This window comes from Pseudomonas turukhanskensis, assembly GCF_027922365.1.
GTDB lineage: Bacteria > Pseudomonadota > Gammaproteobacteria > Pseudomonadales > Pseudomonadaceae > Aquipseudomonas > Aquipseudomonas turukhanskensis.
The window spans coordinates 228,456-244,423 of the sequence record NZ_BSFN01000008.1 but is presented as its reverse complement, the minus strand read 5'-3'; the positions used below and the strand labels follow the sequence as shown (position 1 = coordinate 244,423).

13 protein-coding genes are annotated in these 15,968 nt (G+C 61.4%); 7 read left to right on the top strand and 6 right to left on the bottom strand.

What is annotated here, in order from left to right:
- Positions 1-148 precede the first annotated feature (148 nt).
- Both PKE98_RS15710 and hutC read right to left on the bottom strand, forming a co-directional pair.
- Positions 149-712, bottom strand: coding sequence for a HutD/Ves family protein (locus PKE98_RS15710; protein ID WP_271196248.1), 564 nt, complete (start codon positions 710-712; stop codon positions 149-151).
- Positions 709-1,440 (bottom strand): histidine utilization transcriptional repressor HutC, encoded by a 732-nt coding sequence (gene hutC, locus PKE98_RS15705; RefSeq protein WP_373877872.1) that lies wholly within the window; start codon positions 1,438-1,440, stop codon positions 709-711. The genes PKE98_RS15710 and hutC overlap by 4 nt, the downstream gene beginning before the upstream one ends.
- Positions 1,441-1,578: 138 nt before the next feature.
- Here hutC and PKE98_RS15700 point away from each other — a divergent pair, with 138 nt between their 5' ends.
- The 3 genes from PKE98_RS15700 to PKE98_RS15690 all read left to right on the top strand — a co-directional run bounded on the left by PKE98_RS15700 (position 1,579) and on the right by PKE98_RS15690 (position 5,761).
- The gene (locus tag PKE98_RS15700; protein ID WP_271196246.1) at positions 1,579-2,940 is read left to right on the top strand and encodes a formimidoylglutamate deiminase; all 1,362 of its coding nucleotides are present in this window, start codon (positions 1,579-1,581) and stop codon (positions 2,938-2,940) included.
- A 180-nt stretch (positions 2,941-3,120) separates the two neighbouring features.
- Positions 3,121-4,395 (top strand): murein hydrolase activator EnvC family protein, encoded by a 1,275-nt coding sequence (locus tag PKE98_RS15695; protein WP_271196245.1) that lies wholly within the window; start codon positions 3,121-3,123, stop codon positions 4,393-4,395.
- Positions 4,396-4,429: 34 nt separating this feature from the next.
- Positions 4,430-5,761 carry a S41 family peptidase gene (locus tag PKE98_RS15690; RefSeq protein ID WP_271196244.1) on the top strand — a complete coding sequence of 444 codons (1,332 nt, stop codon included), beginning with the start codon at positions 4,430-4,432 and terminating at the stop codon, positions 5,759-5,761.
- A 118-nt stretch (positions 5,762-5,879) separates the two neighbouring features.
- Here the strand turns inward: PKE98_RS15690 and PKE98_RS15685 are convergent, their stop codons facing one another.
- Both PKE98_RS15685 and PKE98_RS15680 read right to left on the bottom strand, forming a co-directional pair.
- On the bottom strand, positions 5,880-6,638 hold the full coding sequence (locus tag PKE98_RS15685) for a substrate-binding periplasmic protein (RefSeq protein ID WP_271196243.1): 759 nt from the start codon (positions 6,636-6,638) through the stop codon (positions 5,880-5,882).
- 256 nt (positions 6,639-6,894) lie between these two features.
- Positions 6,895-7,650 (bottom strand): substrate-binding periplasmic protein, encoded by a 756-nt coding sequence (locus PKE98_RS15680; RefSeq protein ID WP_271196242.1) that lies wholly within the window; start codon positions 7,648-7,650, stop codon positions 6,895-6,897.
- 364 nt (positions 7,651-8,014) lie between these two features.
- Between PKE98_RS15680 and PKE98_RS15675 the strand changes: the two genes are divergently transcribed.
- The 4 genes from PKE98_RS15675 (at position 8,015) to PKE98_RS15660 (ending at position 13,146) form a co-directional block, all read left to right on the top strand.
- A complete protein-coding gene (locus PKE98_RS15675; RefSeq protein ID WP_271196241.1) occupies positions 8,015-9,733 on the top strand; it encodes a type I secretion system permease/ATPase in 1,719 nt (572 codons plus the stop codon).
- Between the two features lie 4 nt (positions 9,734-9,737).
- Complete coding sequence (locus tag PKE98_RS15670; RefSeq protein WP_271196240.1) at positions 9,738-11,066, top strand: HlyD family type I secretion periplasmic adaptor subunit; 1,329 nt, start codon at positions 9,738-9,740, stop codon at positions 11,064-11,066.
- 2 nt (positions 11,067-11,068) lie between these two features.
- Positions 11,069-12,394, top strand: coding sequence for a TolC family outer membrane protein (locus PKE98_RS15665; RefSeq protein WP_271196239.1), 1,326 nt, complete (start codon positions 11,069-11,071; stop codon positions 12,392-12,394).
- A 68-nt stretch (positions 12,395-12,462) separates the two neighbouring features.
- Positions 12,463-13,146 carry a methyltransferase domain-containing protein gene (locus PKE98_RS15660; RefSeq protein ID WP_271196238.1) on the top strand — a complete coding sequence of 228 codons (684 nt, stop codon included), beginning with the start codon at positions 12,463-12,465 and terminating at the stop codon, positions 13,144-13,146.
- Positions 13,147-13,223: 77 nt separating this feature from the next.
- Here the strand turns inward: PKE98_RS15660 and PKE98_RS15655 are convergent, their stop codons facing one another.
- Together PKE98_RS15655 and PKE98_RS15650 are read right to left on the bottom strand one after the other, a co-directional pair.
- On the bottom strand, positions 13,224-14,030 hold the full coding sequence (locus tag PKE98_RS15655) for a hypothetical protein (protein ID WP_271196237.1): 807 nt from the start codon (positions 14,028-14,030) through the stop codon (positions 13,224-13,226).
- A gap of 20 nt (positions 14,031-14,050) precedes the next feature.
- A complete protein-coding gene (locus PKE98_RS15650) occupies positions 14,051-15,799 on the bottom strand; it encodes an O-linked N-acetylglucosamine transferase, SPINDLY family protein (RefSeq protein WP_271196236.1) in 1,749 nt (582 codons plus the stop codon).
- Between the last annotated feature and the right edge of the window lie 169 nt (positions 15,800-15,968).

Below are 15,968 nucleotides of genomic sequence, written 5' to 3'. Positions count from 1 at the left end.
TATGGCCTAAGGGTGTGCCCGGCTTTCAAACCCTCCCCCGATGATCAGTCGGAGACTATCTCCTCTTTCGAGGAGGAGTCGAGATACAAGGGTGTGCTAGGCGCACCACGGCGTTTACTCGGTAATCGCTCGGTGCGCATAGCACACCCTACAACAGCTCTACCAAGCAGTAAGGGTGTGCGGCCTTGCACCGCAGTGTTTGCAGTTGGCTGCTGGAAATATGCAGGCAGTCGTACTGCCCCAACACCACCACCTCACCGTTCAACTCCACGCGCAATGCCTCGCCTGCACTGAACACCACGACAGTCGCGGCCGAGCTAAACACCGCACTTTCCCCCGCCACCATCCACTGCAACCGCGCCCGGCAACGGTCTGGCGCATAGATAAGGTTGAAGTCGCGAATGGCGCCGCCCAGCAGGCTGCACTGCACCTGACTGTCGCCGGCGAACGCAAAGGCATCCAGCGCTCGCAGGGGCCGACTTAACGCCCCGTCGACCTGCAACTGCATGCCCTCGCCTTCGAGCACCGTGATAATCCGCTGGTATCCGGTAAACGCCGAAAAGGGCCCGGCCTGCGTCACGTCGGCAATCGACAGCCGCCAATTGAAGGCTTCCAGCCCAGCTCCATCGCGAAGAATTTCCAGCGTGGTGCCGGCGCCGTTTTTCCACGGCATACGCGGGTAGTCGGCGGCGCGCAGCACTTGCCAAGTCATGAGGCGAAACGCCCTTCCAGGCGGTGACGCGAACCGGGGTACAGAAGACGCGCAACGGTCACGGTGCGGCGGCCCGACCAGGTGCGGCGGCGAATCAGCAAACAGGGTTCGCCCCGCTCGATCTGCAGCAACTTGCATTCGGCAGGTTCGGCCAGGATCGCTTCGACCACGTGCTCGCCTTCGCTCATCGGTGCGATCTGCATCAGGTAGGCGTAGGGGGTGGCGACGGTGAAGTCCTGCTTGAGGTAATCCGGCGCGACGCTGGCGTTTACGTAGCGGTCTTCGATCTGCACCGGCACGTCGTTCTCGTAATGCACGATCACCGAGTGAAACACCCGCTCGCCTTCGCGCACGTCCAACAGCACGGCGCGCTCGGCACCGGCTTTTTCCTCGACCAGGCGCACCACCACGCAGTGGTGGCGATGGCCGCGGGCGGCGATTTCATCGGCGATGTTGTGCACTTCAAACAGCGCCGATTGGCCTTTGGGCTCGGCGACAAAGGTGCCCACGCCTTGCATACGCACCAGCAGGCCATCGGCCGTCAGCTCGCGCAGGGCGCGGTTGATGGTCATGCGGCTAAAACCCAACTGCGCCACCAGCTCGCTTTCCGAGGGCACGCGGTGGTGCGGCGGCCAGGCGCCGGTATGGATCTGCGCGCTGATCATCTGCTTGACCCGCGCGTACAGCGGCGCGGGCTCATCGCCCAGTTGGGCGGCCAGGGTGGCCATCTCGGACTGTGGAGCGGTCACAGCAATCTCCTCGGCATGCAAGCGCGCAGGCGGCGCGGCGGTGGCGAGAGTTTACGTTTCCCCTTTGCCTCTGTATATGTATATACAACCTGAACAACGCCCTGGAGCGCCCGGAACATGCCTGTTTTCTTTGCTGAGCGAGCGCTACTACCAAGCGGCTGGGCGCGCAATGTGCGCCTGCACGTGGGCGCCGATGGCCTGCTGCAACAGGTGCACAGCGATGCCAGCGACGAAGGCGCCGAACACCTCAATGGCCCGCTGCTGCCGGGCATGCCCAATCTGCACTCCCATGCGTTTCAACGGCTGATGGCGGGCCTGGCGGAAGTGGCGGGCAACCCCAATGACAGCTTCTGGACCTGGCGCGACCTTATGTACCGTCTGGTGGCAAAGCTAACGCCCGAGCAGATCGAGGTGATCGCCCGCCAGCTGTATATCGAGATGCTCAAGGCCGGCTACACCAGCGTTGCCGAATTCCATTACGTGCACCACGACAGCAGCGGCCAGCCGTACGCAAACCCAGCCGAACTGGGTTTGCGCATCAGCCAGGCGGCGGCCGATAGCGGCATTGGCCTCACGCTGTTGCCGGTGCTCTATTCCCACTCGGGCTTCGGCGGCCAGCCGGCCAGCGACGGCCAGCGGCGTTTTATCCACAGCGTCGACAGCTATCTGGATCTGCAACAGCGTCTGCAGGCGGCCCTGGCTGGCCGGAACAGCCAGCGTCTGGGCCTGTGTTTTCATTCCCTGCGCGCGGTAACGCCGGCGCAGATCGACCAGGTGTTGGTCGCCAGTGCCAGCGACAGCCCGGTGCATATCCATATTGCCGAGCAGCAAAAGGAAGTCGACGACTGCCTGGCCTGGAGCCAACAACGGCCGCTGCAATGGCTATTCGACCACGCCCCGGTGGATGCGCGCTGGTGCCTGGTGCACGCCACCCACGCCAACCCCGACGAAGTGCGGCAAATGGCGGCCAGTCAGGCAGTGGCCGGGTTATGCCTGACCACCGAAGCCAATCTGGGCGACGGTATTTTTCCGGCCGTGGACTATCTCGCCCAGGGCGGACGCCTCGGCATTGGTTCAGACAGTCATGTCTCGGTGAGCGTGGCCGAAGAACTGCGCTGGCTGGAATACGGCCAGCGCCTGCGCGACCAGAAACGCAACCGCCTGTACCGCAGCGACCAGCCAATGATCGGCCGCACCCTGTACGACGCCGCACTCGCTGGCGGCGCCCAGGCATTGAGGCAACCGATTGGCGAACTAGCCGTGGGCAAGCGCGCCGACTTTGTCGTGCTGGACGGCAGCGACCCGTATATCGCCTGCGCCGAGGGCGATGCCATTCTCAACCGCTGGGTGTTTGCCGGCGGTGATCGGCAAGTGCGTGATGTGCTGGTGGCGGGGCAATGGTTGGTGCGTGAAGGCCGGCATAACGACGAGCAGGCCAGTGCGCTGGCGTTTACACAGGTGCTGAAAACGCTCTTGTAGGGTGTGCTTCGCGCACCGTTGCGGTTGCCGGGCGATCGCCTGGTGCGCATAGCACACCCTACAAGAGCAAGAAGTTTACCCGGGCGTGCCGACATTTATCTCAGCAGTGTGGCGCGGACGTTTTTTTTGCTGCGCACCGCGGGCATACTAGGCCGTCTTCATCCCGGTATCGCCCGCCCCATGCTTCGCACCCTGACTGCCATTGTTCTTGCTTGCCTGCTGATTCCTGCCATGGCCGACGAGCGCGCGGACGCGCAAAAGCAGCTCGACGCTGCCCAGCAAGACGTCGCCGAGCTGAAAAAGCTGCTGCAGAAAATCGAAGCGGACAAGTCCGGCATTCAGAAGCAACTGCGCGGCACAGAAACGGAAATGGGCGATCTGGAGAAACAGATCAAAACCCTTGAGCAGCAGCTCAAGGACAGTGAATCCGAGATCCAGCGTCTCGATGGTGAGAAAAAAAAACTTGAGGGTGCGCGTATCGAACAGCAGAGGCTGATCGGTATCCAGGCCAGGGCGGCCTACCAGAGCGGGCGACAGGAATACTTGAAGCTGTTGCTCAACCAGCAAAACCCGGAAAAATTTGCCCGCACCCTCACCTACTACGACTACGTCAGCCAAGCCCGCCTCGAACAACTCAATACCTTTAACGAAACCCTGCGCCAACTGGCCAACGTCGAGCGTGAAAGCGCTGCGGAAAAGGCCCAGCTCGACCAGCGCAAAGGCGCCCTCGACCAACGTCGCGACCAGCTCGCACAAGTGCGCAAAGAGCGCCAGCAGGCCCTGGCCAAGCTCAACAGCGAATCGAAAAGCAGCGACCAGAAACTCAAGGCCCGCCAGCAGGAACAAGCCGCGCTGGGCAATGTGCTGAAAACCATCGAAGAAACCCTGGCGCGTCAGGCCCGCGAAGCCAAGGCCGCCGAAGAAGCGCGCAAGCGTGCGCAGGAACAAGAGCAACTGGCGTTAGCCAATCGCCGCGCAAGCCCTGGGCAAAAACCTGCCGCTGCCGCCAGCGGCCCGGTGGTTTCCAGCGATGGTGCGGCCTACAGCGGTGCATTTGCCAGCAGCCGGGGCAAATTGCCGTGGCCAGTCAATGGCCGCATCGTGGCGCGATATGGAACCCAACGCGGCGACGACGCTCGTACAACATGGGACGGCGTATTAATTGGCGCCGCTGCCGGCAGTCAGGTGCGTGCGGTGAGTGGTGGGCGGGTAGTATTTGCCGACTGGTTGCGCGGTTCAGGGCTGTTGGTGATTCTCGACCATGGCAACGGTTACCTCAGCCTGTACGGGCACAACCAAAGCTTATTGAAAGACGCGGGTGACATTGTCAAAGCTGGCGAACCGATTGCAACGGTCGGTACCAGCGGCGGGCAAGAGACACCCGCGCTGTATTTTGCGATTCGTCAGCAGGGCCGCCCCAGCGACCCCGCGCAATGGTGTCGGGCGCAGGGATAGGCCCAGTACCTCTTAATAGTGGAGCTTGTTCGATATGCCGCATTTGTCTCGCCTTAATTCCCTGGCCCTGGCTATCGCGCTGGCGCTCGGCGCCCCGCTCCTGCACGCCGCCACCGACGTCGAAACGACCACGGTGCCGGCCAGCTCGCCTGCCACCGCCAAGGCGCCGCTGCCGCTGGATGAACTGCGCACCTTCGCCGAAGTGCTGGACCGCATCAAAGCGGCCTACGTGGAACCGGTCGACGACAAAACCCTGCTGGAAAATGCCATCAAAGGCATGCTCAGCAACCTCGACCCGCACTCGGCGTACCTCGGCCCGGAAGACTTCGCTGAACTGCAGGAAAGCACCAGCGGCGAATTTGGCGGCCTGGGCATTGAAGTGGGCCTGGAAGATGGCTTCGTCAAAGTGGTTTCGCCCATCGACGACACTCCGGCCTCCAAAGCCGGCATTCAGCCGGGCGACCTGATTGTGAAAATCAACGGCGAGCCCACCAAGGGCCTGTCGATGATGGAAGCCGTGGACAAGATGCGCGGCAAGGCTGGCGAGAAAATCAATCTGACCCTGGTGCGCGACGGCGGCGACCCGTTCGACGTGCAACTGACGCGCGCGGTCATCAAGGTCAAGAGCGTGAAGAGCCAGACCCTCGAACCGGGCTACGGCTACCTGCGCATTACCCAGTTCCAGGTGAACAGCGGCGACGAAGTCGGCAAGGCGCTGGCCAAACTGAAGAAAGACAACGGCGGTAAAAAACTGCGCGGCCTGGTGCTCGACTTGCGCAACAACCCCGGCGGCGTGCTGCAGGCGGCGGTGGAAGTGTCTGACCACTTCCTCACCAAAGGCCTGATCGTGTACACCAAAGGCCGTATCGCCAACTCCGAACTGCGCTTCTCTGCCGACCCGGCCGATGCCAGCGAAGGCGTGCCATTGGTGGTGCTGATCAACGGCGGCAGCGCCTCGGCGTCGGAGATTGTGGCCGGTGCTCTGCAAGACCAGAAACGCGGCATTCTCATGGGCACCAATAGCTTCGGCAAAGGCTCGGTGCAAACCGTGCTGCCGCTGAGCAACGACCGCGCCCTGAAAATCACCACCGCGCTGTACTACACGCCCAACGGCCGCTCGATTCAGGCCCAGGGCATCGTGCCGGACATCGAAGTGGCGCGCGCCAAAATCACCCGCGAAGACGACGGCGAAAGCTACAAGGAAGCCGACCTGGTTGGTCATTTGGGCAACGGCAACGGCGGCAAAGACAAAACCAGCAGCGAGCTGAAAGCTGCGAGCGGCAAAGCCAACCTGCAGGATCAGGACTTCCAGTTGAGCCAGGCGCTGAGTTTGTTGAAGGGGTTGAACGTTACGCGTAGCGAGTAAATCGCGCTTCGTAGGGTGTGCTCCGCGCACCAGGGCGGTTGCGGATAGATCGCTTGGTGCGCGTAGCACACCCTACAACAGCAAAAAGCCAAGCCCCCGAGGGGCTTGGCTTTTTTGTTTACAGGTAATTGTTGGTCACTTCCTCGACATACCCATCGGCGCGCATTTCATCCAGGGCCTTTTGCAGGCGCTGAACCACTTCATCCGGGGTATCCACGTTCAAGGCCAGGTAAAGCTGCGCGTCGTTGAAGCGCAGGGCCGTGGTCAGCCCGCTTACGCCTTCCTGCTTGGCCAGGTAACGCCCCACCGGGTCGGTGGTGGCCCACAGGTCGATCTTGCCTTCCATCAGCTTGCTGACGTTTTCCTGGTCACGCAGGGCGTTTACCGGGGCCATGCCCTGGCTTTCCAGATGCTGGCTGACAGCGTCGTTCTTATACGCGCCCACGGTGTATTTGCTCGCTTCCTTGAGGGTGCTGACTTTGAGGGTGCTACCGGGTTTGGCCAGCAGCACCCAGCCGGTTTTCGCCAGCGGGCCAACCCACTTGAACAGGGGTTTGCGCTCTTCGGTGTAGGTGGTGGAGAACAGCCCGTAGTTGGGCTTGTCGAGGGTCAGCTTGTACAGGCGGTCCCAGGGGAAACGCAGACTCAGGGTGTATTCGATGCCGGCGCGCTTGAACATCTCGCGCACAATCTCGGCACTGATACCGTCGATGCCATCGTCACGGGCAAAGTTCTTGTCGTCGACGGACATGTTGAAGGGCGGGAAGTTTTCGGTGAGCAGCACCACCTTGTACCCATACGGCAACTCGGCGTGGGCCACACTGCTGGCAGCCAGTGCCAGGCCCAGCAACAACGAACGGGTAAACACTTTCAGCATGATTTTGTCCTGTCTGCGATCGCATCGACCCAGCCCAGAACTCAATAGCTAAACGCTCACCTGTGCATGCAAGAAATCGGCACGCGGCAGGTAAGGCCGCCGTTCGCTGTAGGGCAGGAATCGAGCATATAGGTCGGCACAATGCGGGCTTGTGGCGCGCATCGCCGTGCTCTTTTTCTTGGGTTGCCTAAGTTGCATCTGGAACGCTCGACCGGGCAGCCCTGCGTAAACAGGAGCTGCCACAGCCAGCTTGATCCTACAGATAGCTATTGAGGATTTCGTCGACGAAACCCTCACTTCGCATCTTGTCCAATGCACCCTGCAGCTTCTGTACCACCTCGTCGGGGGTTTCCTTGTTGAGGGCCAGGTACAGCTGCGCTTTGTTGAAACGCAGCACAGTTTTGAGACCGGTCACGCCTTCCTGCTTGGCCAGATAGCGGCCAGCGGGGTCGCCGGTGGCCCACAGATCGATTTGCCCGTCGCGCAATTTCTGCGCGTTTTCCTGATCGCGTAGTGCGGTAACAGGCTCGAGCTTGTGCTCGGTAAGGTACTCGGCGATGGCGTCACCTTTGTACGCACCTACGTTGTACTTCTTGGCATCGTCGAGACTGGTGAGGACGATGGGGCTATCGGCCTTGGCCAACATGATCCAGTCATCCGGGCCAATCGGGCCGACCCACTTGAACGACTGCTCGCGCTCAGGCAAACGGGCGGTGACGAACACGCCGTAGCCGGGTTTCTCCAGGGCCAGCTTGTAGATACGGTCCCAGGGGAAGCGCAGGGTCAGGCTGTATTTGATGCCGGCACGCTTGAACATCTCTTTGACGATATCCACGGCGATGCCGTCGATGTTGTCTTCCTGAGCGAAGTTCTTGCCGTTGATGGCCATGTTGTAAGGAGGGAAGTTTTCGGTAAGCAGCACAACGCTGTAATCCGGGTCTACTTCAGCACGAGCACTGCCAGCGAGCACCATAACGGTGCTTGCCAGCGCAAGCAGCAGGCGTTTGAACATGACGTTTCTCTAGATAGAAGGTAAGTGAGGCGTAACACGTTGGGCTAGACTCAGCGAATAGTCCTACGCTTCGCCTTGCCAGACTACATGCAAGTTAGCATCCAATTAAGCCTTTGGCCTGCGCCGCGCTGTATGCGCTTGAAGAGTCCCGGCAGCGAAGTGTCAGGCGTTACCCACGCCCGCAGACAGCCCGACGAGGGCCGCGAACGCTATCACAAAGCACCCCTGTTTTTCCTCTAGATTAGGTAGCGCGTAACAACTCGGCGGCCGCTTGAAACGGGCGCTGTTGGCTACCCAGAGACAGGATGCCAAGTCATCTCGATAGTGGCATGATGCCGCGACTCGTTGGAAAACTGCCGACCCTATGCGCCTACGCCTTGACCCCACCCGTGACATCGACGCGGCCCTGCTGCGCTACCGCAGCCTGTTCTGGGTCATAGCCTTGTTCAGTGGAGTGATCAACCTGCTGACGGTGGTGCCGGCGATCTACATGATGCAGGTCTTCGACCGCGTCATGGCCAGCCGCAACGAGACCACACTGCTCCTGCTGACCCTGCTTGCCCTCGGCCTGTTTGTGCTGAGTTCGATCGTGGAGTGGATCCGCGGCCAGGTGATGATCCGCATGAGCGTCGGCATCGACCTCGACCTGGGCGAGCGCTTGTTTGGCGTGGCGTTCCAAAAAAGCCTCAAGGAACACAACGCCAACCCCGCCCAGGTGCTCAGCGATCTCAACGTCATTCGCCAGTTCCTTACCGGCTCCTCGTTGATTGCCTTGCTTGATCTGCCGTGGATGCCGATTTTCCTTATCGTCACCGCCTTGTTGCATCCCTGGCTTGGGTTGTTCACGCTGCTGGGCGCCCTGATTCTGTTTGGCCTGGCGTTGTGGAACGAGCACGCCACTCGCAAAGGCCTGGCCGAGGCCAATCAGATTTCCGTGATGTCGGCCAAATACGTCAACAGCACCCTGCAGAACGCCGAAGTCATTCAGGCCATGGGCATGCTCGGCAACCTGCAACGCCGCTGGGCGAACATGCAGCAGCGGCTGATCGGCGCGCAAAGCACGGCAAGCGACAAGGCCGCCCAGATATCCGCCGTAACGCGCCTGGTACGTACCGCCTGGCAGTCGCTGGCGATGGGGCTGGCCATGCTGCTGATTCTGGACGGCAAGATTTCCGGCGGCGTGATGATGGCGGCCGGCTTTTTGATCAGCAAAGCCATGCAGCCTGCCGAACAAGCCATCAGTTCTTGGAAGCAGCTGGACAGCGCCAAGGCCAGCTACCAGCGTCTGTGCAAATTGCTCGATGAGTTCCCGCGCAAAGCTCAGCGTATGGCGCTGCCGGCGCCCAGTGGCGCCGTGCGTATCGAACGCCTGGTGGTCACGCCTCCAGGCAGCAAACGCCCTTCCGTAAACGGCATCGACTTTGCGCTGAACAAGGGCGAGGTGCTGGCAATCATCGGCCCGAGCGCCTCGGGGAAATCTTCGCTGGCCCGCGCCATGGTCGGCGTCTGGCCATGTAGCCATGGCTCGGTACGCTTCGACGGTGCCGAGGTTAGCCAGTGGGATGCCGAAGACCTGGGCCAGCATCTGGGCTACCTGCCGCAGGACATCGAACTGTTCGACGGCACCATCGCCGAGAATATCGCCCGCTTTGGCGAAACCGACTCAGCCAAGGTCATCGAGGCCGCCACCCTCGCCGGTATCCACCAGATGGTGCTGCGCTTCCCGCAGGGTTACGACACGCCCTTGGGGCCCGGCGGCGTAGGCCTGTCAGGCGGCCAGAAACAGCGTATCGCCTTGGCCCGTGCGTTGTATGGCAAGCCCCCGTTGATTGTGCTGGACGAGCCCAACTCCAACCTCGACGATGCAGGCGAAAGTGCTCTGGTTACGGCTATCAGCACGCTGCGCGACAGTGGTTGCACCGTTGTGCTGGTCACCCACCGGCCCAATGTGCTCGCCGCGGTCGACAAGCTGCTGGTACTGCAAGAAGGCATGCAAAAACTATTTGGCCCGCGTGATCAGGTGCTCAAGGCCCTGCTCCCAGCCACACCACCTACAGGCGCACCAAGCGCCCAAACGATCTGAGTCCATGCCTGCCAGCCCAATAAAGAATCCACTGCCGGCCGATATCCGCGACGCAGCCAAAACCGCCAAGGTGGGGTTGGTGGTCATTGCCATTGGTCTTGGCGGCTTTCTACTGTGGGCCGCCCTGGCGCCGCTGGCGCAAGGTGTGGCCGGTCAGGGCACCGTGGTAGTCGCCGGTGAGCGCAAGACCGTGCAGGCCCTGACGGGGGGCGCAGTCACCGAAATACTGGTGCGCGAGGGCGACCACGTCAAAGCCGGGCAACTGCTGATCCAGCTCAACTCGGTACAGGCACAGGCCCAGCTCGAAGTCGCGCTGGGTCAGTGGTTCAGCGCCTACAGCAGCGAAGCCCGCCTGGGTGCCGAGCGCTATGGCCTGGACAACATCCTGTGGCCGGATGACCTGTTGGCCCGCCGCGACGACCCGCGCGCCAAACGCAACATGGAACTGCAGAGCAACCTGTTCGAGACACGGCGCGCGGAGCTCGTCGGCCGGCAGCAGATCATGCAAAACCAGGCGGAGTCACTGCAGCAGCAGCTCATCGCCTACACCCAGATCAAGAGCCACCTGGAAACCCAGCTGGAGTTCCAACACAAGGAGCTGGCCGGCCTGCGTGAGCTGGCAGCCGAAGGTTATGTGCCGCGTAACCGTCTGTTCGAGGCCGAGCGTAACTCCGCCCAGCTCAGCGCCCAGTTGGCTTCCGGCGTTGCCGATATCGGTAAAACCCGCCAGGCCATTACCGAGATCAAGTTGCAAACCCTGCAACTGCAGCAAAACTTTCGCATTGAAGCCGAATCGCAGCTGGCCACTACCGCCGCCGAGGCCTCCAGCTTGTCCGAGCGGATCAAGGCGCTCGAATTCGAGGTTAGCAACGCGGCCATTCGCTCGCCGGTGGAAGGCCAGGTGATCGGCCTTGCCGTGCATACCGAAGGTGGGGTTATTCCAGCGGCGCAACGGCTGATGGACATTGTACCGTTCGGCTCGGCCTGGATTATCAAAGCCAAGTTCGAGCCCCTGGTGGCCGACCGTTTGAAGACCGGCCTGCCGGTCAACCTGCGCTTCTCCTCGCTGAACAGTTCCACCCTGCCGGTGGTCGAGGGCAAGGTGCTGACTGTCTCTGGCGACCAGTTACTCGATGAACAGACCCACCTGCCCTATTTCTCGGTCGAAGTGGAAGTGGGCCCCGAAGCCGTTGCCCGTCTGCTGGCCCATGGCCTGGAAGTCAAACCCGGGATGCAGGCCGAAGTCATGGTGCAAACCGGCCAGCGCACTTTTCTTAAATACCTGATGAGCCCGCTGGAACAACGCATACGCGGCGCGTTGAAGGAAGAATGACCATGCGCATGGGGATTGCCCTGCTGGCCCTCTTGGCATTGCAGCCCGCTCAGGCGATGGAGCCCGCCCCGCTGTCGCTGATGGATGCGTATGACAACGCCCTGTATCACGACCCGACTTTCCAGACCGCCACCTTTGACTACCAGGCCAGCCAGCAGGAGCGGGACATTGGCCTGGCCGGCCTGCTGCCTCAGATCAGCGCCAGTGGCAGCCATGGCATCACACGCCAGCTCAGCGGCCGCGATCTGGATGGCAACAATGAAGACCCGAAATCCACCACCACCGGGCTGAGCCTGAACGCCCGCCAGGTGCTCTATGACCGGGCCCGAGTGGCGTATTACGCCCAGTCAAAGGCGCGCACCCGGCTTGGCGAATCGGCCTATGACGATGCGTTCCAGGGGCTGTTTGCGCGCGTGGTCGAGGCTTACTTCGAGGTCGCTCGCCAGGAAAACGAGCTGAATCTGAGTGTGCAGCAACGCATCGCTATCGAAGGCCTGGTGAAACAGACCCGCCGACTCTATGAGGTTGGCGATGGCACCATCACCGACACCGAAGAGGCACAAGCCCGGCTGGACCTGGTAAAGGCCCAGGAAATCGAAACCGAGGCACGCTTGCGCGCCGCTCGCCATGCCTTGGCCGGGCGTATCGGCGGCACCGTCGGCAGCATCATGATCATGCACGAGCAACTGCCCCCCAATCCGCCACTCAATGCCAAGGATGACCTGGCGTTCTGGCAAAACCAGGCCCGCCTGGCCGGGCCACGTATGGCCGCCAGACGCGAGTCGGTGAGTGTTGCCGAGGCCGAGCTGAAAATACAAAAGGCCGGCAATTACCCACAGCTGGCCTTGGTGGGTTCGCTTAACCGCAACGACCGCGATGACCTCGCCGACGACTATCGCCACCAGTCCAGTTCGTATGTGGGGCTGTCTCTGGATGTGCCGTTTTACGCAGGCGGTGGCGTGGTCGCCTCGTCGCGCAAATCCCAGTTCGCGCTCTCCAGCGCCCAAAGCCAGCTAGACGATGAGGCACGGCAGATTTCCGAGGACATCGAGCGCAGCTACCTTGGCGTGGTCAGCGGCTTCGCCCGTACCAAGGCGCTCCAAACGGCGGCACACTCTAACGAGCGGGCGCTCAAATCTGCCGAGAAGGGCTACCAGGCCGGCGAGCGTTCAACGGTGGATATTCTCAATGCCCAACAAACGCTGTTCACCACCCGCCGCGACTTGCTCAATAGCAAATTGCTGATGCTGCAGAGCCTGGTAGACCTGCATGCGCAAAGCGGTTTGATGCGCCGCGATATCCTGCAGCAAGTAGAGAATTTGTTTTAAACGCGCAAAAGCAGCCAGACTAAGTGGCAAACCGGCTGCAAACAACAATCACAAACAGGGCCCTGCTCATGCACCCATCGGCAATGGAAAACGGCAAGTTTTTCTTCGACACCTACGTCAAACCGCTCAACCAGGCTACCGTCGCCGATATTGGTGCACAGAACGTCAACGGTTCACTCAAGGACGTCTTCCCTGAGAACGCCACCTACATTGGCGTCGACTTCGTGCAGGGCAAAGGTGTCGACATCATCATCGACGACCCCTACAAGCTGCCATTCGAAGACAACTCGCTGGATGCCATCGTCAGCAGTTCCTGCTTCGAGCATTCCGAGTTTTTCTGGCTGTTGTTCAACGAGATCATGCGCGTGCTCAAGCCCACGGGGCTGTTCTATTTGAACGCGCCGTCCAATGGCCTGTTTCACCGCTACCCCGTCGATTGCTGGCGCTTCTACCCAGACTCGGGCAACGCCCTGGCCAACTGGGGCAATCGCAGCGGCTACAACACCGTGATGCTGGAGTCCTACACCTCGTACCAGAGCAACGGCCTGTGGAACGACTTTGTGGCGGTCTTTCTCAAGGATCGCGCGCACCTGGACCAGCATCCGCACCGCATCCTCAACAGCTTCCAGAACTACAGCAACGGCTTCATCCACGGCCAGGACGGCATTCTCAACGAGCAGGAATTTCCGGAAGACGGGATGAAGCTACGCATCATCTCCGAGACCGTTGCCGGACGCCTGCGCCTGAAGTAAACAAGTACGCCCCCTCGCTCGCGCCGATCACGCGTGCGAGGGCTGGTTTCCCAGGTGGTTTAAACGGCTAGGCAGGCTTAACGCAGCTTGTCGCGCAACGCCGCAAAGGCCTCGGTGTACTGAGGAAAACCCTGTTCGCGCATGGCCACTTTCAAAGCGTCGCTAAGCACCGCCTCGTGGCGGAACTGATTCAGACGGCTGGCCGACCAGGCGCAATCGAAGGTGTTATAGGCCTTGACCTGCCAGCGCGGTTCCAGCGCCAGAATCAGCGATGCCAGGCGCTCCATCAAAAACACCTTACACGGCACGCTGCCTGGGTAGGACGACGCTTTGCGCAGCCGATCAGCCAGTTCGCCCGTGCCCTCTTCGCACAGGGCAAACAACTGCTCGTTAAGCGCCAACCAACGCCGCCAGAAGGCCGGGCGCGCGACGATGTAGTTGCTGAAGACGATCTGCCGAGAGTCCATCACCAGCTTCGATAGCTGCACCTCGACACCTGCATGCGTCAGAAACGCCTGACTGGCCTCGCTAAAGCCTGGCTGAAACAGCTCTTCCTGCTCGAATACGTTAAGAAAGAACGCGCCCATGTCCGGCTGCGGGCTGAACGTGCAGACATCCGCGCCGTCCGCCGCAGCGGCCTGAACAAAGCTAACCACCTGCGCCGGGTCGAGGCCGATCTTCTCTTTGAAACGCGGCGAGAAAAAGCCGTACCAGGCCTGCTCGTCCAGCGTTTGCTCCAACAGGAAGCGGCGGATTGGCCAGTACTCGCGCCAGTCGTCCCGTTCGTGGGCCATGTTGTCGAGCAACTGGTAGCCGGCCGGCATGGCGTGAAGGGTCGCCTCGGAATAGGCGATATAAAACAGGCTGATCGGCTCCACAGGCATGTTCTCGGTTCTCTCCAGCACTATTTGCGCGCCTGTTGGTAAGCAGCGCTGACGCCATTCTCAAAACTGCGCACAAAGCGCGGCATATCAAACAACAGCGACGTTTCCCGGCCCAGCTCCAGGCGCTGGCGCAGGCCACGCAGTTGCACCGCGTCGTTGGCCAGTTCTACGGCCCGGCGCTCGTAATCGGCCAGGTTGTCGGTAATCAGCTCGGGTAGCTCCAGGGCCGTCAGCAAGCTGCCGGCCATGCGCGAGGCGAAGGTGCGCCCGGAGCGGGTCAGCACCGGCAGCCCCATCCACAGCGCATCGTTGGCCGTGGTGCCACCGTTGAACGGGTAGGCATCGAGGAACAGGTCGGCCACTGTGTAGCGCGCCAGGTACAGGTCGGGCGCCACGCGCGGGGCGAAGATCAGGCGCTCGGCCGCCACCCCATGGCGCTCGGCGCAGGCCAACAGATTGGCTTGCGACCATTGGTTGTCGGCCAGCAGCCAGAACACGCTGTCCGGCACGGCGGCCAGAATGCGCATCCAGCAGGAGAAGGTCTCTTCGTTGAATTTGTAGTTGTTGTTGAAGCAACAGAACACGAAGCGGTCATCGGGCAGCCCGCATTCGGCGCGGCTGGGCAGCGGCGCCACCGGGCGCTGGCGGTCGCTGCACTGGAACACCGGCAGATACAACGGCTTCTCGCTGTAGAAAGGTTTCTCGGCATCTGGAATCAGATAGCGGTCGGCAATCACGTAGTCGACACACGGCAAGCCCGTGGGGCCTGGAAAACCCAGGTAAGTGATCTGCAGTGGCGCCGGGCGAAACGCCAGAATATTCGGCCGGGCCCCGGAGGTCAGGCCCTGCAAGTCAACCAGGATGTCGATTTCGTGCTGGCGAATCAGCTGCGCGGCGCCGGCGTCGTCCATGCCCGCAATGGATACGAAGTAGTCCATGCCGGCCTTTACCCGCGCGCGCAAGGCAGAGCCATCCTCGCGGCTCCAGCAGAAACCATAGACTTCGAAGCGCTCACGATCGAGCAACTCGAACAGCTCCACCGTCAGCAACGACACGGCGTGCAAACAGAAGTCCGAAGACAGAAAGGCGATGCGCAGCCGCGGGTGCTCGTAGCCTTGCTCGGGCGCCAGGAGGGGCACGCGCTGGTCGACACGGTCACTGACAAAGCGCGCCGCAGTGGCCAGTTGCAGGCCAGGATCGTCGCTGGCCGAGAGCATGGCCAAGGGCGAGGTGGCTTTGAGCATCTCCCCGCAACTCAACCCTTTCAACGGCGTCAGTACCGGCCACTCGCATTGTTTCTGGCGCAGATGCACCCAGTGCTGAATGACCTTGGGCTGCTCGGGGTCGGTTTCCAGGCTGGCCTGCAATTTCAACTCAGCCGAATGCAGCTGACGGATTTCCTCCATCAACCGTCCCATGCTGTTGAGCACCATGATGTACAGGTCGCGATTCAACTCAGGCCCCACCAGCGGGTGGTCGAGCATCGACTGCCAAATGGTCAACGCGTTCTCGGGCCGTCCCTGACGCTCGATTACCGCCCCCAGGTTGAACCAGGCTTGCGAGAAGTCGGGCTTGCGCTGAATGGCCATGCGATAGGCCTGATCCGCAGCCGGCAGTTGCTCCAGCTGTGACAGGGTGACGCCGAGGTTGAAGTGAACGATGTAGTCGGCGCTGGAACTGCAATGCGCAAGCCACGTCTGGTAAAGCTTGGCCACATCGGCTTGGCGGCGGGCCTGGCCCAACTGGTCAGCCACGGCGATCAGTTGCATGGGTTCAAGGGCCGCCTGCTCGCAAAGTTGCAGGGCCGTTAGCAAAGCAGCATCTAGGTCGGGGCTTTCAAGCGGGTTTACAGGCATGCACAGGCCTTATCGGAAAAGGGCAACGGCAGACGTGCCAATCCCGGTGCCGCTCACGCGACGCCGGGATTGGCATTTGCCC